Origin of the sequence: Thalassospira profundimaris, assembly GCF_003326795.1 — a bacterium.
Classification (GTDB): domain Bacteria; phylum Pseudomonadota; class Alphaproteobacteria; order Rhodospirillales; family Thalassospiraceae; genus Thalassospira; species Thalassospira profundimaris_C.
Genome location: NZ_JPWI01000021.1, coordinates 1 through 25,978, shown reverse-complemented (window position 1 = coordinate 25,978; position 25,978 = coordinate 1). Strand labels below are relative to the sequence as shown.

Genomic DNA, 25,978 nt, shown 5'->3' with positions numbered 1-25,978 from the left:
TATCGATATCCTCTCATTCCCGAGTGGCAAAACACGTTTAAAGTAATATTAGGTCATACCTCGGAGAGCGAGACTCTGGTGCCGCTTTTCGCAGAGATGGCGATTGCGTGAATTGCTTTTTCAAATTCGTAAGCATGTTCAAAATCTGGGTATGGTGTGCTGTCATCCCGGATAGAACGAAGCAATGCAGAGGCCTCGATCACTTTAAGATCGTTAAAGCCCAGCTGATGGCCTGGTGCCGGACAGAATTCTCCATAAGGCGGGTGAGCGGGGCCGGTCAGGATGGTCGTGAAACCTCGCTGAGCCTTGTCACCGGAGTTGCGATAGAGATGCAATTCGTTCATGCGCTCCTGATCGAAACAGAGCATGCCCTTGGTGCCGTGAACTTCCCACGCCAAACGATTTTTGCGTCCCCAGGCGGAACGCGATGTAGAGAGGCTGCCGTGAGCGCCATTGGTAAATCTGACCAATGCTGATGCGGTATCCTCGTTCTCAACCTTTGCGCGGCCTGTTCCATCTGCAAGCGGGCGTGTGGTGTGAATGGTTTGCATATCGGCAATCAAGCTGTCGATTGGTCCGGCGAGGCCGTATGCCATTGAAACAAGATGACATCCCATGTCACCCAGGGCCCCGAGCCCGGCATCGGCGAGTTTGGCGCGCCAGGTCCAGGGTAACGCCGGATCGGCCTGATAATCCTCGTCTACCCAACCACGGAAATGGACGATATCACCGATCTCGCCATTTTGGACAAGTCGACACGCATGTGAGAAGGCAGGGTTTTTAATATAGTTATAGCCCACCATGGTCTTTACGCCTGCTTTGCGGGCGGTGTCACGCATCTCGCGCGCCTGATCAAGCGTCAAAGCGAGTGGTTTCTCGCAATAGACATGCTTGCCTGCCTTGATCGCAGCAATTGCCATGTCGAAGTGAAGCGTGTTTGGTGTGGTAATCGAAACGATATCAACGTCGGGGTCTGAAACCAAAGCCGTCCAGTCGTCTGTGCATTTGGCAAAACCAAACTGGTCAGCCATCTGTTTGGCTTTCTCTTTCGGAGTATCGCATAAAACGGCAAGGTGAGACTCCGGAACATCGCCCATAACCGCCCGGGCAGCGCCAAATGCCAGTGCGTGTGCCTTGCCCATGAAGCCCGTACCAATCAGGCCAATCCCAAGAGATTTCATTTATTGGAACTCCTCGCCTAGTCAAAATAGAATTTTTGTTCTATTCATATGGATGATCATGGAACGAACATTGCGTCAAGCAGAAACAAAAAAGGAAGAACAAACGCCATGAGTGATCAGACCGCACCTGTTTCGCTTGAGGAATTCAATCATCGCTTGGCCGAAATATCGGAAACCATGCCCAAACGGCTGAGGCAATGTGCCGAATTTGTCGCGCAAAACACTGACCGGATTGCGGTATCGACCGTGGCCGAGCTTTCTGCCGGGGCCGGTGTGCAACCATCTGCGTTTATGCGGTTTTGTCAGCTGATGGGGTTTGCCGGTTTCTCTGACATGCAAAGAATGTTTCGGGAAACCTATGCGCAGAAATGGCCTGACTACGCGACGCGCCTTGAAAATTTGCGGGCAACTGGCGACGACAGCCCAAGTGCCCTTCTGGCAGAGTTTGTCGAAGCCGGGCGCCTGTCACTTGAGAATTTGGCGACAACCGTTGATCTTGAAACGCTTGAAACTGCGGTAAATGTTCTTGCTGCAGCCCCGATGATCCATGTCGTCGGATTTCGTCGTGCCTTCCCGGTGGCAAGCTATCTGTCCTATGCCTTTGAGAAAATGGACATCGCCGCTGTGCTGCATGACGGTGTGGGAAATCTTAATCCCCGCCATGCGATCCGCAACGGGGATGTGGTTATCGCGATTACCTTTGCTCCCTATTCGCAGGAAACGATCGATCTGGCTGCTTATGCCCATGCAAAGGGCAACAAGGTGATCGCAATCAGTGATGCACCAAGCGGGCCGATGCGCAAGACGGATGCCTTGATGTTGTCTGTTTCCGAGGTTGATGTCGGAGCCTTCAGGGCATTGTCTGCCACCATTTCACTGGCTATTGCGCTTGCCGTTTCGGTCGGAGCCAAGCGCGACAAGCTGGAGAATGGAAAATAATTATTGAAAAATAACATTAATGGAATAAATATTCTATTCGTGCGGTCTGCGGACGGCGCACGTGTCACCACAAATGGATGCACAAGACATCCGCAGGGCCAGCCCGAAATCGCCAAAAATGTTCAATGGTTGCCGGCACCTTGCTGGCGCATGGCATGATGGTGAGGGATGGTTTTCGCAAGGACGGCGAAAAAGCCAAAGGGAAGGAATATCGGAATGCTTAAAATTGGTCTGCTGGGGGCAGGGCGTATCGGCCAGGTCCATGCGGTCAACATTGTTGCTCATCCGCAAAGTGAACTGGTTGCTGTATCGGACAAGTTTCCGGAAGCAGCCCGGAGTCTTGCGCAGGCTCATGGTGCAGCCGCGCGTACGACCGAGGAAATCATTGCTGACCCTGCGATTGATGCTGTCCTGATTGCAACCTCGACCGATACCCATGCCGACCTGATGGAGGCGGCAACAGCAGCAGGCAAAGCGGTTCTTTGTGAAAAGCCGGTTGATCTTGATCTTAAACGCGCGGTGGATTGTCTTGCCAGATGCGAGCCGCATGGCAGGCCGGTAATGGTTGGCTTTAACCGTCGGTTTGATCCGAACTTTGCCAGCCTGAAGACCGCGTTTGATCAGGGTGAAATCGGCAAGGGTGAATTGCTGTCGATCACGTCCTTCGATCCGGCCCCGCCACCGGTCAGCTACGTCAAGGTATCGGGCGGAATTTTCCGCGATATGGCGATCCATGATTTTGATATGGCGTGCTGGATTTATGGTTCCGTGCCGGAAAAAGTGACGGCAATCGGATCAAGCATCGTTGATCCGGCGATTGGCGAGGCCGGTGACTTTGATACGGCGATCACCACGCTTGAATTCTCGGGCGGGCGCATGGCTGTCATCAAGAACAGCCGCCGTGCGGCTTATGGTTATGATCAGCGAATCGAGTTTCTGGGCGCAGAAGGATTGCTTGTTGCCCATAACGTTCTGGAAAATACCGTTGAGAAAATCACGAGCGCAGGCGCAACCAAAGCCAAGCCGGAACATTTCTTCCTTGAACGCTATGCCAAGGCCTATCAGATCGAATGGGACAGTTTTGTTCAGGGTGTTCAAGGGAAAGGGGATCTTCCTGTGCCTCTGAAAGACGGGATCAATGCCCTTGTGGTTGCCGAGGCCGCAGCACTGTCCGCACGCGAGGGGCGGACAGTGGATGTCGCAAGGGAAATCAAGTCCTGACGGGATCAGCAACCTTTGCGGGTTGAGTTTGCGCCGGCGCAGTCAAAAGGCTGCGCCGGTTTTGTTTTGGAATGTTGGTCTGACAGGGGACTGTGCGAGTCGTGCACATGATTGATGGAACCGGATTTTTTGCGGGTTTTAAAGTGCGCTTCGCAAGAGGATGCTCCCTTGCGTCTCACAGGCTGTCTGGGCCCGTTTTACGGGAGTCCTGATGATTCAGTGATGTACCAGAAAGGGCTATCTCGCAGTGCAATAGAAAAAAAATGTTGATTTTATCAGAAAATAGAACAAAAATTCTATTCAAGGATTTCAAAGGGACGGTTCTACGTTCCCTCATACTTGGCAAGAAGGCTGCATGAAGACGACCGATTGCCCGGAAATCACATAATCCGAATGGGACAACCCCAACATTATCAGCCGACTAGGGAGGCAACTGATGAAAAAGGCGCTTACTGCCATTGCGGCAGCAGCATTTGCATTGACCGGCATGACCGGTGTGGCATCTGCGGAAAATGAAAAATTCGTTCTGATCAGCCATGCACCGGATTCCGATAGCTGGTGGAACGTGATCAAGAATGCGATCAAGGTCGCGGGTGGCCAGATGGGTGCAGAAGTCGAATACCGTAACCCGCCGACCGGCGATCTCGCCGATATGGCCCGTATTGTTGAACAGGCCGCTGCAACAAACCCGGATGGCATCATTGTCACTATCGCGGACTTTAACGTTCTTAAAGGTCCGATCACCGATGCGGTGGACAAGGGCATTCCGGTGATCACGATTAACTCCGGTACGCAGGAACAGTCCGAAGAGCTTGGCGCGCTGATGCATGTTGGGCAGCCGGAATATGATGCCGGTTTCGGTGCTGGTAAACGTGCAGCAGCAGCAGGCGCAAAAAGTTTTGTCTGTGTAAACCACTACATCACCAACCCGGCATCTGTTGAGCGTTGCCGTGGCTTTGCTGACGCCCTTGGTGTCGAACTGGGCAGCCAGATGATCGATAGCGGACAGGACCCGTCGGAAGTCAAAAACAAGGTCAGTGCGTATCTGAACTCCCATCAGGATGTTGATGCGATCCTGACCCTTGGTCCGAACTCGGCCCATCCGACCCTTGCTGCCCTTCGTGACGCCGGTCTTGCCGGTGAAATGATGTTTGGCACGTTTGATCTGTCGTCAGAAATTGCCGAAGCAATCAAGGCCGGTGAAATCAATTTCGCGATTGATCAGCAGCCTTACCTTCAAGGGTATCTGCCGGTTGTCATCCTGACCAACTATGCCCGTTACAGCGTTCTGCCGTCCGGTCATATCAATTCAGGTCCTGGCTTTATTACCAAAGAGAATATCGCCCAGGTCGAAAAATACGCTGGCGAATACCGTTAATCTTCCTCCCTGCCAAGGGCGCGCAACTCGGCCGCCCTTGGCACCCCAAACTATCAGCTAAAAGAGTGATGCCATGTCGGACGAGCGGCTCAAGCAAGTCTCAGCCATTCGCCGTGCCATGATCAGGCCCGAACTCGGTGCGATCTGCGGTACGATCCTGGTCTTTGTTTTCTTCTTCATGATTGCTGGCGACAGCGGCATGTTTTCCCCGGAAGGCATTCAGAACTGGGGGGTGGTTTCCGCCCAGTTTGCAATCATTGCCGTGGGGGCCTGCCTGTTGATGATTGCAGGCGAGTTTGATCTTTCCGTCGGTTCCATGATCGGTTTTGCCGGGGTGGTGATTGCCATCCTGTCTGTCCAGTGGGGCTTGCCGGTCTGGCTTTCGATCATTTCGGCCTTCATTATATGTGTCGCCCTTGGCGCGCTGAACGGGTTCCTTGTTATCAAGACCGGTCTGCCGAGTTTTATCGTTACCCTGGCATTTCTTTACATTTTGCGCGGCCTGACCATCTGGCTGTCGATCCTGACGACGCGCCAGACCATTATCGGTGGCGTCAAGGAAGTGGCCCAAGGAGATCCGCTGGCCTGGTTGTTTGGTGGCGTGATCCTGAAAGATCTGTTCCAGTGGTTAGGTGACATTGGCGTCATTGATACATTCACCCGTGGATCGCGCATGGGGCAGCCGGTGGTCGAAGGCGTACCGATGCTGGTTCTCTGGGCGTTCGCGCTGATTATTTTCGGTCACTGGCTTTTGACCAAGACGCGGTTCGGAAACTGGATTTTTGCATCCGGTGGTGATGCGCAGGCCGCACGTTATGTCGGTGTTCCGGTCAATCGCGTTAAAATATTGATGTTCATGTTTACCGCATTTTGCGCGACCGTGTTTGCCACCTGTCAGGTGATGGAATTTGGTTCGGCGGCGGCAGACCGTGGATTGCTTAAAGAATTTGAAGCAATCATTTGCGTGGTCATTGGTGGCGCATTGCTGACCGGTGGCTATGGATCTGTGATTGGTGCTGCTCTTGGGGCGCTGATCTTTGGTGTGGTTCAGCAGGGCCTGTTCTTTGCCGGTGCGGAAAGCTCGCTCTTCCGCGTCTTCCTTGGCGGGATTCTGATCTTTGCTGTCATCATGAACACATATATCCGCCGCATGATTACGGGAGAACGGTGATGAGCACGCCTCTGATTGAAATGGACAATATCGAAAAGCATTTCGGTCCTGTCATCGCGCTTGGCGGTGTTTCCTTCAGTGTTATGGAAGGGGAATGTCACTGTCTTCTGGGCGACAACGGTGCGGGTAAGTCAACCTTCATCAAAACCATGTCCGGGGTTCACAAACCAACCAAGGGTGTGATGCGGATAAGCGGTCAGGATGTCGTTTTTGACAGTCCGCGTGATGCGATGGAAGCCGGAATTGCAACGGTGTATCAGGATCTGGCGATGATCCCGCTGATGTCGGTTACCCGCAATTTCTGGATGGGACGTGAACCGCGCAAAAGTTTCGGTCCGTTCAAATGGATTGATTTCAAACATGCCAATCAGGTGACCATGGATGAAATGTCATCGATGGGGATTAACCTGCGCGAACCCGAACAGGCGGTGGGCACGTTGTCGGGCGGTGAACGCCAAACGGTGGCAATTGCGCGTGCAGTTTATTTCGGGGCCAAGGTGCTGATCCTTGATGAACCGACTTCGGCCCTTGGTGTGCGTCAGACATCGAATGTGCTGGCGACCATCGACCGGGTACGCAAGGCCGGGATTGGTGTCATCTTTATTACCCACAATGTGCGCCATGCGATGGCCGTGGGTGACAGGTTTACGGTCCTGAACCGTGGGCAGACCCACGGCACGGCGAAGCGCGGTGAAATCAAACCGGAAGAGTTGCAAGACCTGATGGCAGGTGGTCAGGAACTGGCCGAGCTAGAAGGGTCTCTCGGGGGGACGATTTGATGAAGCGGCTGGATGTCATAACGATCGGACGATCGTCGGTTGACCTTTATGGCGCGCAGATTGGCGGGCGCCTCGAGGACATGGCGTCGTTCAATAAATATATCGGCGGGTCCCCGACCAATATGGCCTGCGGGACAGCGCGGCTGGGGCTTAAATCAGCCCTGATCACCCGGGTCGGTGACGAGCATATGGGGCGTTTTATCTGTGAAAAGCTTGTTGCCGAAGGCGTTGATGTGCAGGGCGTCATTACCGACCCTGAACGTCTGACCGCGCTTGTCTTGCTGGGCGTGCGTGATCAGGAACAGTTTCCGTTGATTTTCTATCGCGAAAACTGTGCTGACATGGCGCTATGCGAGGAGGATATCGATCCCGATTTCATCGCAAGTGCACGCTGTGTGACGGTGACTGGTACGCATCTGTCGCATCCGAAAACCCGTGCTGCGGTCATTAAAGCGGTGAGACTGGCACGTGATCATGGTGCCAAAACCGCACTTGATATTGATTACCGTCCTAATCTTTGGGGGTTGTCCGGGCACGGGGATGGTGAAAACCGTTTCATTGCCTCGGATGCGGTGACCAGGGAATTGCAGGCGACCTTGCATCTGTTTGATCTGATCGTCGGCACCGAGGAAGAATTCCACATTGCCGGGGGGACAACCGATACCCTCGAGGCATTGGAAAATGTTCGGGTGATCTCGGATGCGACGCTTGTTTGCAAGCGTGGTCCGATGGGGGCGGTGGCATTTACCGACAGGATTGGCGCGAACCTTGATGACGGAATCTCCGGTCCGGGATTTGCGGTTGATGTGTTTAACGTGCTTGGTGCTGGTGACGGTTTCATGTCAGGCCTGTTGAAAGGCTGGCTGAGTGACGAGGATTGGGAAACGTCGCTTAAATACGCCAATGCATGCGGGGCGTTTGCGGTGTCACGCCATGGCTGCACACCGGCTTATCCCAGCTGGGAAGAATTGCAATTCTTCTTTGATCGCGGGATGAAAACACCGGAACTGCGCAACGATGCAGAACTGGAACAAATTCACTGGTCGACCAACCGGACAGGCAATTGGCCGGAAATGCGCGTTTTTGCCTTTGACCACCGGATGCAGCTTGAAGACCTTGCCGATGAGCTCAGCGTTTCACGTGACCGTATCGGATCGTTCAAGGAGCTTTGCCTGCGCGCGGCCCGTGACGTTTCGGGTGGGCGCGAAGGTTACGGTATTTTGTGTGATCGCAGATTGGGGCGGGATGCCCTTTATGCCGCAGCGGGCACCGGGCTTTGGATCGGGCGACCGGTTGAACTTCCGGGATCGCGCCCGCTTGAACTTGAAATTGGTCCGGATCTCGGCAGCAAGCTTGCGGAATGGCCGGTCGAACATGTGGTCAAGGTTCTGTGCTTCTATCATCCTGATGATGACGATGTGACCAAGGCCAGTCAGGAAGCAACCATCGTACGGCTTGCCGATGCAGCACGTGGCAACGGGCTGGAATTCCTGCTTGAAGTTATTCCGTCAAAAGTACGCGACTGTGACGATCAGACAACGGCAAAGGTAATCAAACGTTTCTATGAGATCGGTGTCTATCCCGACTGGTGGAAGCTTGAGCCGATGAAGTCGGATGTAGCATGGCGCAATGCCTGTGACGCCATTGCCGAAAATGATCCTTATTGTCGGGGCATTGTGGTGCTGGGTCTTGACGCACCCGAGGCAGAGCTTGTGGAAAGTTTCGAAGTCGCAGCACGCTTTAACATGGTCAAAGGCTTTGCCGTCGGGCGGACCATCTTTGTCGATGTTGCACGCGACTGGTTTAAAGGTACGATCGATGATGATCAGGCCATTGCATCAATGGCCCAAAAATATCGCGCCCTTTGTGAAACGTGGGACGCGGCGCGCAAGAAATCGGGAGGAGCGGCATGAAAACCGTTCGTTTAACCGCCGCCCAAGCCATGGTGCGGTATCTGAGCGTACAGCTCAATCATGACGGCGAAGGCTTTTTCGGGGGCTGCTGGGCCATATTTGGTCATGGTAATGTCGCCGGAATTGGTGAGGCCCTGCATGGGGCGGGGGATAGCTTCCCGACATGGCGAGGCCATAATGAACAGGGCATGGCCCTTGCCGCGATTGCCTATGCCAAGGCATCAAATCGCAAACGCGCCATGGCGGTCACGACCTCTATCGGGCCGGGTGCGACCAATATGGTGACAGCTGCGGCACTGGCCCATGTCAACCGGTTACCGGTTCTTCTGATACCGGGCGACGTTTTTGCCAATCGTGCGCCGGATCCGGTTTTGCAACAGGTTGAGGACTTCGGGGATGGCTCGATTTCGGCCAATGACTGTTTCAAACCGGTCAGCCGGTATTTTGATCGCATTACCCGCCCGGAACACCTTTTGACAGCCTTGCCCCGCGCAATGGCGGTTCTGACCGATCCGGCTGAATGCGGTCCGGTGACGCTGGCCTTCTGTCAGGATGTGCAGGCAGAAGCCTATGACTGGCCTGAAAGCTTCTTTGCGCCGAAAACCTGGAAACAGTCACGTCCGCGCGCAGATCTTGATCAGATTGAAGATGCCATTGCGGCGATCAAATCGGCGAAAAATCCGCTGATCATTGCAGGCGGTGGTGTGCATTATGCCGATGCGTGTGATGATCTGCGTGATTTTGCCCATCGTCACAATATCCCGGTGGCAGAAACCCAGGCCGGGAAATCGGCCCTGCCGTGGGATGATGAGCTTAATCTGGGGTCGATCGGTGTGACCGGGGCAAGCAGCGCCAATGCCATTGCCGAAAATGCCGATCTGATCATTGCGGTTGGTACACGTCTTCAGGATTTCACAACCGGAAGCTGGTCCCTGTTTAGAAGCCCGAACTGTCGCATTCTTTCAATTAACGTCGCGGCATATGATGCGCGTAAACATGGTGCGATCTCGGTCGTTGGTGATGCCAAGGTAACCTTGGCGGAATTGACCGGGGCGCTGGGTGAGCATCGCGCAGATGCCGTTGACCCCACCCTTAAGCAAAGCTGGATAGATGCGGTTGATGGCGTGACCGCCATGCCGACAGGAAATGCCCTGCCAACCGATGCGCAGGTTATCGGAGCCGTCCAGCGTAGCAGCGATGAGGATACGATTATTGTTTGTGCTGCCGGTGGTCTTCCTGGCGAGTTGCACAAACTTTGGAAAGCTGCCCGGCCGAACGGCTATCACGTGGAATACGGCTTTTCCTGCATGGGCTACGAAATTGCCGGTGGTCTTGGCGTCAAGATGGCGTGCCCGGATCGCGAAGTCGTCGTCATGGTGGGCGACGGGTCCTACATGATGATGAATTCCGAACTGGCGACCAGCGTGATGCTCGGCCACAAGATCATCACTGTGATCCTTGATAATCGCGGCTTTGGCTGTATCAACCGTTTGCAGATGGCAACCGGTGGGGAAAGCTTTAACAACCTGCTGGATACCGCACGCCACGCAGTACCGTCGGCCATCGATTTCACCGCACATGCCGGTGCGATGGGGGCGATTGCCGAAAAGGTGTCTTCAATTACCGAACTTGAAGAAGCCATGGTGCGTGCGCGCAAGGCAGACCGGTCATACGCCATCGTGATTGATACCGATCCATTGCCAAGTACCGAGGCCGGTGGCCATTGGTGGGATGTTGCGGTGCCGGAAGTATCGGTTCGCCCGTCTGTGAACGAAGCCCGCAAAAATTACGAAGCTGCGCTGAAGAACCAGCGCCCCGGAGATTAAGAACATGATCCTTTACGGTACCAACCCGATTGCCTGGTCCAATGATGATGACCAGACCCTTGGTGCAGAAATCAGCCTTGAAACCTGCCTGTCCGAAGCGGGCAAAATCGGTTTTGACGGCATTGAAAAGGGCCACAAAATGCCGACCGAGCCGACGGCTCTTAAAGCGGCCCTTGATCCTCATGGTTTGAAATTTGTTTCTGGTTGGCATTCGCTTAATCTTCTGGCCCATTCGGTCGAGGATGAGAAAAAAGCCATCCAGCCGCATCTGGATTTGCTTAAGGCCATGGGCTGCAAGGTTTGTATTGTCTGCGAAACGTCAAACGCCATTCATGGCAATGACGAAGTGCCATTGAATGACAGCCCGGTTCTGGCCTATGACCAGTGGGCGAAATTTGGAGCCGATGTCGAAGAAATCGCCGCTTATTGTGCGGATCAGGGCATTGATCTGGTCTATCACCACCACATGGGCACGATTGTAGAAACGGCTGATGAAATTCATGCCTTCATGAATAATACCGGTCCGAAAACCAGGCTGTTGCTCGATACCGGTCATGCCTGGTTTGGTGGGGCGGATCCCGAAGAACTTGCTGTGCGTTACATGGATCGCGTTGGTCACATCCATTGCAAAAACGTGCGTCCGGCGATTAGCAAACAGGTCCGCGAACAGGGGCTTAGTTTCCTTGAAGGCGTGCGTCGTGGTGTCTTTACCGTGCCCGGCGATGCCGAGGGCGGTGTTGCGTTTGAGCCGGTCCTGAAAATCGCAGCCGAGCATGGATATTCCGGTTGGCTGGTGATCGAGGCTGAGCAGGACCCCAAAATACGCAATCCGTTTGAATATCAGTCATTGGGTCTGAAATCGCTTCGGGATATGGCGCGGAAAACCGGACTGGATAAAGGAGACGCCTGATGGCTGATCTGCTCAGAAAACCCAACGGCACCACGGGCAAGGTCCACGATATCACAGCCGAAAGTGCCAATTGGCACTATGTCGGATTTGGCCTGTATCACCTTAAGGCAGGGGAAACCGCAGCCGAGGTAACCGGTGATCGCGAAGTCATTCTGGTTCTGGTTGAAGGCAAGGCAAAGATTTCGGTCGATGATCAGGATTTCGGTGAACTTGGCAAACGGATGAGCGTGTTTGAGCGCATACCGCCAGCCTGTGTTTACGCGCCGAATGAAAGTAACTGGAAAGCCGTGGCGACCACCGATTGCACAATCGGGGTCTGTACCGCACCGGGCAAGGGCAATTACCCGGCACGTGTGATCGAGAATATCGAGCTGGTGGAACGCGGAAAGGGGGCGAATACCCGTTACATCCATCCGATTGCGATGGAAGAAAAAGACATCGCCGACAGCCTTCTGGTGACCGAGGTCTTTACCCCGCAAGGTAACTGGTCAAGCTATCCGCCGCATCGCCATGACGAGGATAATTATCCCGACATGACCTATCTTGAGGAAACCTATTACCATCGCCTGAATCCCAGTCAGGGTTTTGGTTTCCAGCGGGTCTTTACCGAAGATGGCGAGCTTGATGAAACCATGGCGGTTTCGGATGGGGATGTCGTCCTCGTGCCCAAAGGCCACCACCCATGTGGCAGTCCGTATGGATATGAGATGTATTACCTTAATGTCATGGCAGGTCCGATGCGCAAATGGCGTTTCCAGAACCACCCGGATCATGACTGGATATTCCAGCGCGACAGTACTCCGGCGAAAGATTGACTACATCGAACTTTTTGGGCCGGGCAAGGTCACGTCAACATAGACACAGGCCAATCGGGAAACCCATAGGCCTGTGTTGCAGTTAAGTGTTCTTGTTCGCGCAGGACTCACATGACTTTGCGCCTGTTACTGTGGCCAGGAATATTACCAACCTTATGTGTATCTTGCGCTCGATCGTTTGCGTCAGGCGCGATCCCGCGATTGACTAGTCAATACGGCATCCATCTTTTGAAAATACGTGAACCGCGTCGGGGCCCGATGACAGCGAGATACGGTTGCCGGGGCTAAGGTGTGTGCCAACGGGTTGTTCGATAATGATCGTGTCATGCCCTTTGATCTCTGCATGAACTAGGCATGCATTGCCCAGATATTCGACCAGTCGCACGGTGGCAGACAGAATACCGTCACCATCTGCAACGATGTCGAAGCTGTCGGGCCGAATGCCGCAATAATGTGCGTCAGCCGGAAGACGCAGGCGTTCTCGCAAGGATGAAAAATCACCCTCAAGTTCGAAGATATTCATCTTCGGCGCACCAATGAACTGTGCTGCAAAAAGGTTCTGTGGCCGTTCATAAAGGTCACGCGGGGATCCGACTTGTTCAATCTTTCCGCCCCGCAACAGGACAATTTTATCGGCCAATGTCATGGCTTCGACCTGATCATGGGAGACATAGATCATCGTGCGTTTCAGGCGACTGTGAAGTTCCGAAATCTGGGTGCGCATATGGACCCGAAGTTCGACATCGAGGTTCGATAATGGCTCATCGAAAAGGAAGGTTTCAGGTTGACCAACAATTGCGCGGCCAATCGCAAACGTTCCGTCGGTAATGTCCTCGAGCCCGGCAATCATGCGCAGCAAGGTCGATTTTCCGCAGCCCGAAGGACCAACAAAAACGCAGAACTCGCCATCTTCGATGGTCAGATCGATGCCTTTGATGACCTCGATGTTGACTGAACTTGTCCGGGTCTGCATCTGGTTGGACAGGTCAGGCAAATGTCTCGCGTGCCTTGCAACAAGCCAGCGTACTTTGTCCCCATTCCCGTGCCAGATCAAAACACTTCTCAAAGCGGGCAGATCGGGGTGATGACGACTGATTGATCAGATGCGTCCAAAGTGCCACCCCGTATGTTGCGGCGCTGATTTGCATATAGTCATGAGCAAACTGCTGGGGAGTATCGCTTGCGATAATTTGCGAGGTCATCTGCAACCAGTAATCCAGAAGGTCTGCGGCGGTGCCGGTGCCGTTATCGGATGAGGCGATAAGTCCCCTAATGAACTCCGCAAATGCCTTGGTACTTGCGCAATCCTTGTGGCGGGTCAATCTGCTGGCAAGGGTAAGGGCATGTATGCCGTTCGTGCCTTCATATATCTGACAGATACGCGCATCGCGTAGCGTTTGTTCTACACGGTACTCGCGCAAATATCCGTATCCACCCAGGACCTGAATACCAATCTGGGCGGCTTCGACCCCGGCATCGGTACAGAACGATTTGCAGATTGGTGTCAGGAATTCGACGAGATCTGCATGGGTGTCTGCCTGCATCAGGGCGAATGTCTTGTAGACCATCATCCGGCCGGTCATTGCCAGCATGTCCTGACGACCGAGCATCCGTGCGACATCGTAATGCTGGTCGATACAGACCAGTTGTCCTGTCCGGCGGTCGCGCCCCTGTTTACGTTCAGTGGCGTAGCTTCTTGCGATGTGGTGCGCGCGACTGGCATGGGCCACCCCCTGCAAGGCGACATCAAGGCGTGCATGATTCATCATGGTGAACATGCACATCAATCCTTTGCCAATCTCACCGACCGGTACGGCGTGCGCGCCATCGAATGTCAGCTGACAGGTCGGGGATGCATGCAGGCCCATCTTTTCTTCTATCCGGGTTACATGAACCTTGTTGCGCCCTGTATTTTCGTCATGCGACGGGCAAAGGAAAAGGGTCAAGCCCCGCACACCTTCTTCACGTGTGCCGGTCCGGGCCAGAACCAGATGCAAGATACCCTGACTAAGGTCCTGATCCCCGCCGGAGATGAAGATTTTCGCACCATGGAGGGTCCAGGTTCCATCGGTGTTCTCTGTTGCAACGGTGCGGATATCAGAAAGGTCCGACCCGGCCTGTGGTTCGGTAAGGCACATCGTTGCAAGGTGGCTGCCGGATGCCAGTTTTGGCAACCAGTTTAGACGCTGGTTGTCCGTGCCGAATTGGGCAATCAGTCTTGCCGCCGCAGGAGCCAATCCGGTCACCATCTGAAACGAATGGCATGCACCGGCCAGAATTTCACTGATTGCGCCACAGACCGGTTCCGGCGCGTTCTGCCCGCCAAATTCTTCGGGAAGTGAAATCGATGGCCAGCCTTGTTCGACATAGGCTTCATAGGCTTCGCGAAAACCTGAGGGCATTTTGACCCGGCCATTTTCGATCTTGCAGCCTTCCTGATCACCCGGTTCATCTATCGGGGCGATTACGTCTTCGGCAAAGCGGGCAAAGTGGTTCAGGATTTCGCTGGTGATTTCGGCATCAAAGTCGTGTCGGACAATCGTGCTTTGGTCGCCAGTCACAGACAGGGCAAACAGAATATCGTCAGTCGGAGCTTTGAACAGGGTCACGACTGTGTCTCTTGGGGCCGGGTTTCCTGATGGATGGTCAGTCGGATGGTCCTGTTTTCGGACAGGGCTGCCTTGACGGCATCGGGCACAGGAACGGCGGCCAGACTTGAAGGAATATCCGGGTTGGCACGGGCCCAGACACGGGTCTGCGATCCTTCAAGCAGCGTGATGTCGCCCAATGTGAACTGATGCTTCAGGTCAAAAGACTTGGTGCCCCAGCGCGATACTTCGACATGATGAACAATCAGGTCGCCCACCCGTGCCGGTGCCATGAAGCTGGCATCACCGCGCACAAGCGGAGTACCGCGAAAGTCCGCATCCTTTGCAATCATTGTGGCAAGGTCGAACCCGGCGGCTGACAGCAAGGCAAGAAGGCCACCTTCCATCCAGTTATAATAGTTCGGGTTATAGACAATGCGGGCCGGGTCGCAGTGACCCCATTCAATGCGAATTTCACGAGACAGTCGCAGCATGTAACCTTACCTGATCCTGGAGTTACCTGACCTGTTGAATACGGATCAGCATCCGCACCAGCAGGTCGCGTTCTTCGGGGCTGAAATCTTCGAGGAGTTTTTCTTCGTGACGTTGAACAGCCAGGCTTGCCTCGTGAAACAGGCTGATGCCCTTGGATGTTGTGCGCAGTGCATATACCCGACGGTCGGTCGGAACCTTGTTGCGCACGATCAAATCGCGCGACTGTAACTCGTCGACCATCACAACAATATTGGACCGCTCCATTGCAAGGGCGCGGGCCAGGTCCGTCTGACTGATGTCAGGGTTCTCGTTGATGATGGCAAGAGCGCTGAAGGTGGTCGGTTTGAGATCAAGATGAGTCAGGCTCGCGACGAAATCGCTATGGAGCGACATATAGGCGCGCTTGAGGTTATAGCCGACAAACCCGCGCAACGGGCTGTCTGTTGACAAGCCGGCAAGTTGCGAATCCTGAGCTGCAGTCTTCTTCTTGTTTGCGTGCAAGGGTGTCTCCATCTTTTGGTCGGGCTGCTAACCGGTAACGATATCTACGAGCCAGAATGTCAGAGCAGGAAACGCCACAATTACTGCGATGCGCAAGCACTCAACAATCAGGAACGGTACGGCCCCGCGGAAGATCTTTCGCGTCGGAATATCTGGTGCCATTGCCGATATCATGAACAGGTTCAAGCCCACAGGCGGCGTAATCATACCCAGTTCGACAACGATCAGGGAAATGATCCCGAACCAGATGGCCTGATGGGTCGGATCCATACCAAAATCCATCGCCATAAATGCCGGGAAGAAAACCGGAACAGTCAAAAGGATCATCGAAAGGCTGTCCATGATGCAGCCCATGACGATGTAAAACAGAATGACCGTCAGCAAAACTGTCATCGGGGCGATGCCTGCGGTGCCAACCCATTCGGCGGCCATGGTCGGAACGCGGGTCAGGGCAAGCGCCACATTGAAAAGGTCCGCGCCAAAGATGATGGCAAAGATCATCGCCGTCGACCCGGCAGTTTCAATCACGCAATCAAACAGGCCCTTTAATGTCAGGCTTCGCATTAGAAATCCGGTCAGCGCAATCAGCACAACGCCAACGGATGCGCCTTCGGCCGGGGTGAAGACGCCACCATAAATACCGCCAAGAACAGCGATGAAAACCAGCGCAACGTGCCAGATACCACCAAGTGACTTGATCCGTTCACGCATCGGAATTCCGGCATGGGCCGGGCCTTCCTCCGGAAACAGGCGTACGTAAACCCCGATAGCCAGAATAAAGCCCAATACCGCAAGAATTCCCGGAATGGTCGCTGCGAGGAACAGTTTGACGATATTCTGTTCGGTCAGAAGAGCATAGATAATCAGGACAACCGATGGCGGGATCAGAATGCCAAGCGTTCCGCCCGCCGCAAGGGTGCCCGCACCCAATGCCCCGGAATAGCCATGGCGGCGCATTTCAGGAAGGGCAACTTTGCCCATGGTGGTTGCAGTGGCAATCGAGGATCCGCAGATCGACCCGAATGCTGCGCAGCCCGCAACCGAGGCCATTGCCAGACCACCCTTCCAATGCCCAAGCCATGCGTTGGACGCTGTGAAGATGGCTCTGCTGATGCCTGTGCGCGTCGCAATTTGTCCCATCAGGATAAAGAGCGGGATGACGGCGAGATCATAGGAAACGTATTTGTCGACAATGGCGGTCTTCAGATAGGCCGATAATGGCAGCCATCCGGACAGAACCGCATATCCACCGGCCCCGACAATCGCCATCGCCAATGCAATTGGCATGCGCAGGAAGATAAAGATCATCAGGACGATGACCATGATAATGCTGATTTCAACCGGACTCATTGCGGGGCTTCCGTTCGGGAATTATTGGGATCGGGTCGCACAAACTGTTCAATTGCGTTCGACAACGCAGTCAGGGATGACAGTCCAAGTCCGAACAGTGCAAACCCGTAGACGATCCAGGTAGGCATTCTCAGAAGCATACTGCGGTCACTATATTCATACATATCGATCAGACCGTATGCGACGCGCCACGAGACGATGACCCAGGCAAGGCAGAACAGGGTTTCCCACAGCTGATCAAGAAAATTGCGGGTCCGCAGAGGGAAAGCCATGCTGAAAATATCGACCATGACATGGTTGCCCTTGCGCTGGCACAACGGCAAAAACAGAAATGCCGCGATGCCGCATCCCATTTCGACAATTTCAAAGTCACCACGAATGCCGCCAAAGCCGACATATCGCATCGAAACCGAAAGAGTTACGGTAAGGGCGACCGCAACAATGACGGCCCCGGCAATTGCCGCAGATGCCATACAGGCACGATCAACAAACCGGGCAAGGAAATGAATGGGCGCAGCGCGATTGCCGCGCCCATTGTGATCACGGGTGGATCCTGACATGTCAGGCGGTCTCTGCGTCGATCAGCTGATTAAGGCGATCAATCATCACCTTGCCGTCATGACCGGCGTCATTGAGGGTCTCGATCCAGTCATCAATCACGGGCTGGGTGGCGGCCTGCCAGCGTTCAATTTCGTCTTTGGGAATTTCAACGAATTTGTTGCCACGATCAGCGCACATCTTGTAACCGACGGACTCAAAGCTGTCGAACTGCTTGCCGATCTGGCGCGAAAGGTCGATGCCGGAATTGGCGTCAATCACGGCCTTGAGATCATCAGGCAAGCGGTCATAAGCGGAACCCGCCATCAGCAAGGCAAACGAGTTTGCATAAAGACCACGCCCGCCTTCTGCCGGTGCGCAATGGACTGATGTCAGTTCATGCAGCTTGAATGCCGGAACAACTTCATATGGCAGGCAGGTGCCGTCAATGACACCATTGGCGAGACCTACGGCCATCTCGGTAACCGGGAAGAAAACCGGTTCTGCGCCGAGAATGGACAAGGCTTTGCCGACGCTCTGGTTCGGGGCGCGGATCTGCAAACCTTTAAGATCGGCCTGATTCTGGATCGGTTTGTCGCGCATGTGGAACTTGCCGCCTGCATGGACATGGAAGGCCAGAGGCTTCATGCCGCGATATTCGTCCTGGCCGAATTCGTCCATGAATTTATGCATCGCAACCGATGTTGCTTCGGCCGTTGTTACCATGAAAGGCAGGCTCGGCGTTTCCGAAATCGGATAGCGGCCAGGTGTGTAAACCGTCAATGTCCAGGCGATATCAACGACATTGTTTGCCACCTGTTCTGCAAGTTGTGGTGGTTTGCCGCCAAGCTGCATGGCCGGGAAAATCTGAATATCAATGCGACCATCTGACTGTTCGCGGATGGCTTTTGTCCATGGCTCAAAGAACGCCTTGTGCATCGGAGCCACGGGCGGAAGCATGTGATGCAGGCGAAGTGTGACTTCGGCTGCGCGCGCTTTGCCGATGATGGCCGGAGCGGCAAGGGCGCCGCCCATGATACCGAGCATTTGTCGGCGGTTAAATAAAAGTCCTGACATCGAACGTCTCCTCAAAAATTGGATACACCTTTTTTCCGGTGTTCCTGTTCCTACCTGAGTGTTCTGGCGACCGCTTTGGCGCGGCTTCTTGCCTGATGTTTTAGGTGCAGAAAAGTTCATGTGCCTCAAATTCAAGGATTACTTGAAGCTTGGGGCACGCTTTTCCAGAAAGGCGCGAAGACCTTCCTGGGCATCTTCACTTGTTTGGGTCAGTGCGGCACAAAGGCTTTCGGTAAACAATCCATCGGCCTTCGACATGTCTTCGATCCGAGCCAATGCCTGAATCATGACATAGTTGGAAAGCTGAGCATTCTCGGCGACGGTGGTCGCCAGTTCTGCGGCTTTTTCTTTTGCATCGTCTTCTGAGTCGCACACGTAATGTGAGAACCCAAGACGTAAACCTTCTTCGGCATCATATTTGCGGCCGGTCAGCATCATCTCGATCATGCGATCCGCACCAAGGATCCTGCCAATGCGAACAGAAGCCCCGCCACCGACAAATATGCCGCGGCGGCCTTCGGGAAGCTGATAAAATGCCGTCTTGTCCGCAATGCGGATATGGGTGGCGCTGGCCAGTTCAAGCCCCCCCCCGATCACCGCACCCTTGAGAAGCGAAATGACAGGCAAGCCGCCGAACTGGATCATATCCATGATCCGGTGCCAGTTACGTGAATGCCGCATCGTTTCTGCTGCATTTCGTGCAACATGCTCGGCAAGATCAAGGCCTGCCGAAAAATGCCCCCCTTCGCCAGCCAGAATGACGACCCTGACATCCTTTGGCGGATTGGAGAAAAAGGCTTCGAGTGCCTCCATGAGCGTATCGCTAACCGCGTTACGCTTGTCAGGCCGCGTGATGGTCAAACGTGCAATCGAACCATCGACCGCAACGTCCAATACGTCATTCGCGCCATTCGTCATGTTCTTGTTCCTTAATTTAAGCAATCAGTCAGTCTTTATCGGGCCTGCAGGCGAACTGCGCCGTCAAGGCGAATAACAGTGCCGTTGAGCATTGTGTTTTCAACAATATGGCGGGCAAGATCGGCAAATTCCTGTGCTTTGCCGAGCCGCTTCGGAAATGGAATGTTCGCGGCAATCGCTTCGCGTGCTGCATCGGGCAGGGTGTCTGTCATTGCAGTCGCAAACAGTCCGGGCGCAATGGCCATCACCCGGACTCCGATCCGGGCAAGTTCACGGGCGGCTGGCAGGGTCATCGACGCTATCCCGCCTTTGGATGCGGCATAGGCGCATTGGCCAATCTGTCCATCTTCATAGCCGACCGAAGATGTGTTGATGATAACGCCACGCTCCCCGTCGTCGTTAAGCGGTGTCGCTTCGGACATCAGTTGCGCTGCATGGCTCATGGTGATGTAGCTGCCTGTCAGGTTCACATTGAGCGTCCGGATAAAATCACTGATCGGTAATGTCCCGTCGCGCGGCAAGATCCGGCTTGCTGTTCCGATACCTGCACAATTGACCAGGGCGCGCGGGATGCCGAAGTTTTGCTTAACCTTTTTGAAGGCCTGGGCTACCGACTCCGGATCCGAAACATCGACTTCCAGACCAATGCCACCCGTTTCGCTTGCAATGCGCTTGGCTGCGCTCAGGTCGCGATCAAAAATCGCAACCCGTGCCCCGGCAACCGCAAATGTACGTGCAGTTGCCGCGCCAAGGCCGCTTCCGCCACCGGTAATGATTGCTGGAACCTGATTAAGCAGCATTTCCTCACCTAGGTTTGTTATGATTTATAACAATTATACTTGCACATCAAAAAAGCGCCGTCAATTGTGTTTAATGTGATGAAAATCAGGGAAAAATTATCTCTTCACGCGCGCGATCTATATCATTCGATACGCGAGTATATTCAGCACCCGAACACCCTTTGCGATATTCCGCTTGATGTAATTATTTATGATTGTTATGAATTATAACAAATAAGAAAAGATAACTGGAGGTTTCGTCTCATGGCGATGGTTGCTGAACCCGGGCTCCGTCCGGTTCGCATGGGTGATACACGTGTTGCTGTATCAAAGGGAGAAAACGGCGCGATCTATATTCGTTCGTGCGAGGAGCCCGATGAATATCCAAGGGCCATCACGGACCGGTTGGATCATTGGGCGGAACAGGCGCCGGATCGGCTGTTTCTTGCTGACCGGGATGCAAAAGGTGCCTGGCAATCCCGAACCTATCGGGAAACCCGTGACCAGGTGCGCAGCATCGCGCAGTATTTACTGACGCAAAACCTGTCTGAAGAACGCCCGGTTCTTATTTTGTCGGGCAATAGTCTTGAGCACGGTCTGCTGGCGCTGGGGGCAATGTATGCCGGTATTCCCTATGCGCCGGTATCACCGGCTTATTCGCTGGTTTCAACAGATTATGCCAAATTACGTCACATCGTCGAGCTGCTTCAGCCGGGCCTGATATTTGTTGATAATGGTGCAAAGTACAGCAAGGCACTTGCGGCGGTAATGCCCGCAGATGCGCGTCTTGTTGTCTGCGAGAGCCCGCTGAGCGCATATGCCTGTGACCGGTTTGAAGATGTCGTGAAAACCGTTGCAACCGACATTGTCGATGACGCCAATGCAAAGATTACAGAAGACACAATTGCAAAGTTTCTGTTCACCTCCGGCTCCACCGGAATGCCAAAGGCGGTGATCAATACCCAGCGCATGCTGTGCTTCAACCAGATGATGCTGCGCCATACGCTTGCATTTCTTCAGGATGAACCGCCTGTTCTTGTTGACTGGTTGCCTTGGAACCATACAGCGGGCGGAAACCATAATTTCGGGATCGCCCTTTATAACGGTGGCAGTTTTTATATTGATCAGGGCAAGCCGACCCCCGATGGGATTGTCGAAACCGTTCGGAACCTTTGTGAAGTTTCCCCGACATTGTATTTCAATGTTCCCAAGGGGTACGAGGCACTTGTCCACCACCTCAGGGATAATCAGCGACTGTGCACGAGCTTCTTTGCCAGATTGAAACTGATGCAATATGCCGGGGCAGGGTTGTCCCAGTATGTTTGGGACAGTCTTGAGGAAGTGGCTGTTGATACCGTTGGCGAAAAGGTCATGATCGTGACCGGTTATGGCTCGACGGAAACGGCACCATTTGCTTTCACAACCACATGGCCTGTCGATCAGGCCGGAAGTGTCGGTCTTCCGGCAGTGGGTCTTGAAGTCAAACTTGTCCCCAATGCTGAAAAGCAGGAACTGCGCCTGCGTGGCCCAAGCATCACGCCGGGTTACTGGCGCCAGCCTGACAAGACCCGCGAGTCCTTCGATGAAGAAGGCTATTACATGATCGGCGACGCGCTGAAATTTGTTGACCCCGATGATATTGAGCGCGGGTTCCTTTTTGACGGCCGCGTCAGCGAAGATTTCAAGCTTTCGACAGGTACGTGGGTTCATGTTGGATCCATCCGTACCGCGATTGCCGAGACCTTTGCGCCTTATGTGCGTGATGCGGTCCTGACCGGACTGAATGAAAACCATATCGGGGCTCTTTTGTTCGCCGATTTTACGGCATGCCGAAAGTTGTGCCGCGACCTTCCCGCTGATGCATCCGAACGTGACATCGCGTCCCACCCGCTTGTGCGGTCTGTATTCCAGGAGCGTCTTAATGCGCTCGGCGCCAAGGCGACAGGAAGTGCGCAGTTTGTGGCGCGCGCCATTCTTCTCGAAAGTTCTCCGGATCTTGATGCTCATGAAGTGACGGACAAGGGCTCCATCAATCAACGTGCTGTTCAGGTCAGGCGTGCTGACAAGGTTGCGGACTTGTACCGGGAACCAATTCCGGAAAGCGTCATGGTCGCGAGAAAAGGGAACTGAGATGGCTACAATTTCCAAAGGTCTGCGGACCGAGTTTGAAGATGTTTGGTTGCTTGGCGGCAAACGCACACCCTTTGTCGACTATACCGGCGCATTCGGTTTGATTTCCCCGATTGATCTCGGGATCAAGGCTGCACGTGCTGCAATTGCCGATGCCGGCGTAAGCCCCGCTGATATCGATTTTACGGTTGCCGGTTCGATGGCGCAGGCTTCGTACGATGCTTATATGACGCCACGTCATATCGGATTGTATGCGGGTGTGCCGTATGACCGGCCAGCACATCTTGTACAGCGTATCTGCGGGACCGGCATCGAAGTCATCTTGCAGGCAGCCGACCATATTTCTCTTGGGCGCGGCGATCTGGCGTTGTGTGTCGGAACGGAATCCATGAGCCGCAATCCGATTGCTGCCTATACCCATCGCAGCGGTTTCCGGATGGGGCAGGTTGAATTCAAGGACTTCTTGTGGGAAGCGCTTCTTGATCCTGCCGTCAGTTGCACCATGGGCGACACGGCGGAAAACCTTGCAAAGAAATACAACATCACCCGCGAAGAAGTCGACCGGTTTGCCGAACGCAGTTTTGCGCGTGCGGTCAGTGCGCAGCAGAACGGTTTCCTCGGTGGTGAAGTTGTTGCCGTGACCAACGAAACCTTTGAAATGGAAAACGGCAATCCGCGCACCATCAAACTCCCGCGCAAGGTCGAAGCTGTTGACGCTGACAGTCACATTCGCCCGTCTCCGTATGAAATCCTGTCCAAGTTGCGCCCGGCATTCGGTGGTGTCCAGACAGGCGGTAATTCATCTGCCGTGGTTGACGGTGCTGCCGGTGTGGTTCTGGGAAGTTCCGAATATGCCAGACGGAACGGTCTGACGCCGCATGCGCGCATTATTGCGGGCGCGGCTGTTGGTGTTCCGCCGGAAATCATGGGGATCGGCCCGGTACCAGCCATTCAGGCCGTTCTTGATCAAACCGGTCTGACTCTTGATCAGATCGACCGGATCGAAATCAACGAGGCCTTTGGTGCACAGATCATTGCATGTATTCGCGAACTTGGCTTGGACGAGGAGAAGGTCAACGTCAATGGTGGTGCAATCGCGATTGGTCATCCGCTTGGCGCAACCGGTGTGCGCATTACCAACACGCTTGCGCGCGAACTGACCAGATCGGGCAGTCGCTATGGCATCGCCTCCGCCTGCATCGGCGGTGGTCAGGGCATTGCTGTTCTGATCGAACGCGCCGAACTGGGCTGAGTGCCTGCGCTTGAAATTGGTTCGACGGCGGCAAACGCCAGAACGAATTAAAACAAGATCAAGATGAAAACGGGAGGTTGTTTAATGCTGTCGCGAAATCGTTTTTTGACTGCCGCGTTGGTGGCTACGGGCATCGTTACTAATACGGCGCCTGCTCTTGCTATGGAAGAGACGTCACGTTGGTTGACACCAACCATGATCAATGCTCGTGCTCATATGTTTTCACCCGCGCTGAATGTTCTAACTTTTCAGCATATGGACCAGATCTTTGCGACCCGGACAGTTGAGGCTGGCAACAATGTCTGGGCGCTTCCCGAGAAACCGGCTTCGCTTGATGATGGCTATACGCTGGATGGCGAGACGGTTTCCCTTGCAGCGTATCTTGAAGCTACATCCACCAATGCATTGGTGGTGGTCAAGGACGGGGCAATTGTCCATGAAAGCTACCGAAACGGCAGTGATGCCAACACGCGCTTCATGACCTTTTCCGTGGCGAAGTCTTATGTTTCGACGTTGATCGGCTTGGCTCTTGACGATGGTTTTATCAAAAGTCTGGATGACAAGGTTACTGATTATCTGCCCGAAATGGCGGGGTCTGGCTATGACGGTCCGACGATCCGCAACCTTCTGCATATGCGCTCTGGCGTGGAATGGCAGGAAATCTATCAGTTTGGCAGCGATACCCAGTTAACCCAGGTTCATGACAATTCTCTGGTCGCCTACAAATACCGCTGGTGCGACTACGCAGCCAATGACTCTGTGGCAAGTCAGAACAAGCCCGGCGAGGTGTTCAATTACGCCACACTTGATACCAGTGTTTTGGGATGTGTTCTTGAACGCGCTGTTGGCAAGACCGGTGCCGAATATATGTCGGAAAAGTTGTGGAAACCGGCGGGTATGGAGAATGATGCTTATTGGGTCATGGATGGTCCGGAAGATGTCGGGCGCGAGTTTTTTGGTGCCGGGCTTAACGCTACGGCGCGTGATCATGCACGGTTTGGCCTGATGTTCCTGAACAAGGGGCAGGCAAACGGCAAACAGATTGTTCCCGCCGACTGGGTTGACGAAGCTACGATCCCCGACGAAGGGTTTGAGCCAACTGCTGAGGGTGAGCCCTTTGGTTACCAGTACCAGTGGTGGACGATTCCTGGATCAGATGCATATTCCGCGATCGGTTTGTTCCACCAGTTCATCTATGTCGACCCGGAAAACAATCTGGTGATCGTCAAGGCAAGCCACACTCCTGATCCTGTCGGTCATGACGAGGGAAACCTGGAGCTGTTTCGTCAAATTACTGAAAAACTGTCGAAATAGGAAAACAGCTTCTGTCCTGTGAAATGGGGCTGTGAAATTATAACCGGGCCTGGTTTCAGGCTTCAGGCCCGGTTCGTTCTTTCCTGTTGGATGGCATCAGTTCTGGCTGATCAGGTTATGTGAACTCTCTTACCGGACTGGAGGTTCGAGAGGCGACTTCAGTCCGCATAGACCTCCTCACCCGGTGGGGTGAATAATGCACTTGTCTTTCAATGATCCTGCGGTCGGAATTCCCGGTCCGAAGCGCTTGCGGAGCTGGGGGCTCTTGACGGTATCGAGGCCCACAGATTTGATGTGACCAACAAGAATGCCATTACGGCGTTGATTGACGATATTGGTGCTGTCGATGGCCTGTTAACTGTGCAGGGATTGTTGACAAAGGGACAATCCTTGAAGTCACGGAGTAAGAATGGGCTTTGGCCTTTGAAATAAATGTCAAATCCCAGTTCAGAATGATCCGTACGGTCCAGCCGGGAATGCTTGAAAAAGGTGAGGGATCAATTATCAATATCGCCTCGGTTGCAGGGGCCGGGCATGTTGTTGATGGTGGCTGGACCGCCTGATCGGAATTTGAACAAAGGATTGGACGAAATATGAAGTTCGCACGTTACGGAGAACGCGGTGCAGAAAAACCCGCACTGGTTGATGCCAACGGCAATCTGCGCGACCTTTCGGCCCATGTCGATGATATCGCAGGCGACGTTCTGACCCGCCTTGATGATCTGAAGTCAATCGATCCGGAAAGTCTGCCGCTGGTTGAAGGCGAACAGCGCCTTGGTGCCTGTGTTGGCCAGACCGGCAAATTCATCTGCATCGGTCTGAACTATGCCGACCACGCCGCAGAATCGGGTCTGGAAGTGCCGCCAGAGCCGATCATCTTTGCCAAATATACCTCGGCAATTTG

The 25,978-nt window shown here is 54.0% G+C and carries 23 protein-coding genes and 1 pseudogene; 14 read left to right on the top strand and 10 right to left on the bottom strand.

The window, feature by feature from the left end; translation table 11 throughout:
- Window positions 1–53: 53 nt before the first annotated feature.
- Window positions 54–1,181 (bottom strand): Gfo/Idh/MocA family protein, encoded by a 1,128-nt coding sequence (locus TH30_RS21285; RefSeq protein ID WP_114100099.1) that lies wholly within the window; start codon window positions 1,179–1,181, stop codon window positions 54–56.
- Between the two features lie 108 nt (window positions 1,182–1,289).
- Here TH30_RS21285 and TH30_RS21280 point away from each other — a divergent pair, with 108 nt between their 5' ends.
- From TH30_RS21280 to iolB, 9 genes are all read left to right on the top strand, one after another.
- Entirely contained in the window at window positions 1,290–2,120 is an 831-nt protein-coding gene (locus TH30_RS21280; protein WP_114100122.1) for a MurR/RpiR family transcriptional regulator, read from the top strand.
- A gap of 216 nt (window positions 2,121–2,336) precedes the next feature.
- On the top strand, window positions 2,337–3,341 hold the full coding sequence (gene iolG, locus TH30_RS21275; RefSeq protein WP_114100098.1) for an inositol 2-dehydrogenase: 1,005 nt from the start codon (window positions 2,337–2,339) through the stop codon (window positions 3,339–3,341).
- 436 nt (window positions 3,342–3,777) lie between these two features.
- A complete protein-coding gene (locus tag TH30_RS21270; RefSeq protein WP_114100097.1) occupies window positions 3,778–4,719 on the top strand; it encodes a sugar ABC transporter substrate-binding protein in 942 nt (313 codons plus the stop codon).
- Between the two features lie 73 nt (window positions 4,720–4,792).
- Window positions 4,793–5,890, top strand: a complete 1,098-nt coding sequence (locus TH30_RS21265) for an ABC transporter permease (protein ID WP_114100096.1) — start codon at window positions 4,793–4,795, stop codon at window positions 5,888–5,890.
- A complete protein-coding gene (locus tag TH30_RS21260; protein WP_114100095.1) occupies window positions 5,890–6,669 on the top strand; it encodes an ATP-binding cassette domain-containing protein in 780 nt (259 codons plus the stop codon). Before TH30_RS21265 ends, TH30_RS21260 begins: the two co-directional genes overlap by 1 nt.
- Window positions 6,669–8,582, top strand: coding sequence for a bifunctional 5-dehydro-2-deoxygluconokinase/5-dehydro-2-deoxyphosphogluconate aldolase (locus TH30_RS21255; RefSeq protein ID WP_114100094.1), 1,914 nt, complete (start codon window positions 6,669–6,671; stop codon window positions 8,580–8,582). The genes TH30_RS21260 and TH30_RS21255 overlap by 1 nt, the downstream gene beginning before the upstream one ends.
- Complete coding sequence (gene iolD / locus TH30_RS21250; RefSeq protein WP_114100093.1) at window positions 8,579–10,408, top strand: 3D-(3,5/4)-trihydroxycyclohexane-1,2-dione acylhydrolase (decyclizing); 1,830 nt, start codon at window positions 8,579–8,581, stop codon at window positions 10,406–10,408. The genes TH30_RS21255 and iolD overlap by 4 nt, the downstream gene beginning before the upstream one ends.
- A 4-nt stretch (window positions 10,409–10,412) precedes the next feature.
- The gene (gene iolE, locus TH30_RS21245) at window positions 10,413–11,318 is read left to right on the top strand and encodes a myo-inosose-2 dehydratase (protein WP_114100092.1); all 906 of its coding nucleotides are present in this window, start codon (window positions 10,413–10,415) and stop codon (window positions 11,316–11,318) included.
- Window positions 11,318–12,133, top strand: a complete 816-nt coding sequence (gene iolB, locus TH30_RS21240) for a 5-deoxy-glucuronate isomerase (protein ID WP_114100091.1) — start codon at window positions 11,318–11,320, stop codon at window positions 12,131–12,133. Before iolE ends, iolB begins: the two co-directional genes overlap by 1 nt.
- A gap of 205 nt (window positions 12,134–12,338) precedes the next feature.
- Here iolB and TH30_RS22640 read toward each other — a convergent pair whose 3' ends face one another.
- From TH30_RS22640 to TH30_RS21195, 9 genes are all read right to left on the bottom strand, one after another.
- Window positions 12,339–13,127 (bottom strand): ABC transporter ATP-binding protein, encoded by a 789-nt coding sequence (locus tag TH30_RS22640; protein WP_404969473.1) that lies wholly within the window; start codon window positions 13,125–13,127, stop codon window positions 12,339–12,341.
- Window positions 13,120–14,742 carry an acyl-CoA dehydrogenase family protein gene (locus tag TH30_RS21230; RefSeq protein WP_114100089.1) on the bottom strand — a complete coding sequence of 541 codons (1,623 nt, stop codon included), beginning with the start codon at window positions 14,740–14,742 and terminating at the stop codon, window positions 13,120–13,122. The genes TH30_RS22640 and TH30_RS21230 overlap by 8 nt, the downstream gene beginning before the upstream one ends.
- Entirely contained in the window at window positions 14,739–15,215 is a 477-nt protein-coding gene (locus TH30_RS21225; RefSeq protein WP_114100088.1) for an acyl-CoA thioesterase, read from the bottom strand. The genes TH30_RS21230 and TH30_RS21225 overlap by 4 nt, the downstream gene beginning before the upstream one ends.
- Window positions 15,216–15,237: 22 nt before the next feature.
- On the bottom strand, window positions 15,238–15,717 hold the full coding sequence (locus TH30_RS21220; RefSeq protein WP_220150354.1) for a MarR family winged helix-turn-helix transcriptional regulator: 480 nt from the start codon (window positions 15,715–15,717) through the stop codon (window positions 15,238–15,240).
- 27 nt (window positions 15,718–15,744) lie between these two features.
- The gene (locus tag TH30_RS21215; RefSeq protein WP_114100086.1) at window positions 15,745–17,067 is read right to left on the bottom strand and encodes a TRAP transporter large permease; all 1,323 of its coding nucleotides are present in this window, start codon (window positions 17,065–17,067) and stop codon (window positions 15,745–15,747) included.
- Complete coding sequence (locus TH30_RS21210; protein ID WP_114100085.1) at window positions 17,064–17,627, bottom strand: TRAP transporter small permease; 564 nt, start codon at window positions 17,625–17,627, stop codon at window positions 17,064–17,066. The genes TH30_RS21215 and TH30_RS21210 overlap by 4 nt, the downstream gene beginning before the upstream one ends.
- Window position 17,628: 1 nt before the next feature.
- On the bottom strand, window positions 17,629–18,681 hold the full coding sequence (locus TH30_RS21205) for a TRAP transporter substrate-binding protein (RefSeq protein WP_114100084.1): 1,053 nt from the start codon (window positions 18,679–18,681) through the stop codon (window positions 17,629–17,631).
- A 138-nt stretch (window positions 18,682–18,819) separates the two neighbouring features.
- Window positions 18,820–19,599: a crotonase/enoyl-CoA hydratase family protein gene (locus tag TH30_RS21200; RefSeq protein ID WP_114100083.1), complete on the bottom strand. Its 780-nt coding sequence runs from the start codon at window positions 19,597–19,599 to the stop codon at window positions 18,820–18,822.
- 35 nt (window positions 19,600–19,634) lie between these two features.
- Window positions 19,635–20,399, bottom strand: a complete 765-nt coding sequence (locus tag TH30_RS21195; RefSeq protein ID WP_114100082.1) for an SDR family NAD(P)-dependent oxidoreductase — start codon at window positions 20,397–20,399, stop codon at window positions 19,635–19,637.
- 243 nt (window positions 20,400–20,642) lie between these two features.
- On the opposite strand from TH30_RS21195, the gene TH30_RS21190 reads away from it, so the two are divergent.
- From TH30_RS21190 to TH30_RS21170, 5 genes and pseudogenes are all read left to right on the top strand, one after another.
- A complete protein-coding gene (locus tag TH30_RS21190; protein ID WP_258548816.1) occupies window positions 20,643–22,508 on the top strand; it encodes a feruloyl-CoA synthase in 1,866 nt (621 codons plus the stop codon).
- Window position 22,509: 1 nt separating this feature from the next.
- Complete coding sequence (locus TH30_RS21185; RefSeq protein ID WP_114100081.1) at window positions 22,510–23,760, top strand: thiolase family protein; 1,251 nt, start codon at window positions 22,510–22,512, stop codon at window positions 23,758–23,760.
- Window positions 23,761–23,955: 195 nt separating this feature from the next.
- The gene (locus TH30_RS21180) at window positions 23,956–25,074 is read left to right on the top strand and encodes a serine hydrolase domain-containing protein (protein WP_220150353.1); all 1,119 of its coding nucleotides are present in this window, start codon (window positions 23,956–23,958) and stop codon (window positions 25,072–25,074) included.
- 416 nt (window positions 25,075–25,490) lie between these two features.
- The gene (locus TH30_RS21175; RefSeq protein ID WP_114100079.1) at window positions 25,491–25,637 is read left to right on the top strand and encodes an SDR family NAD(P)-dependent oxidoreductase; all 147 of its coding nucleotides are present in this window, start codon (window positions 25,491–25,493) and stop codon (window positions 25,635–25,637) included.
- A gap of 30 nt (window positions 25,638–25,667) precedes the next feature.
- Window positions 25,668–25,978 (top strand): annotated as a pseudogene (locus tag TH30_RS21170) (hypothetical protein); the annotation flags it as partial.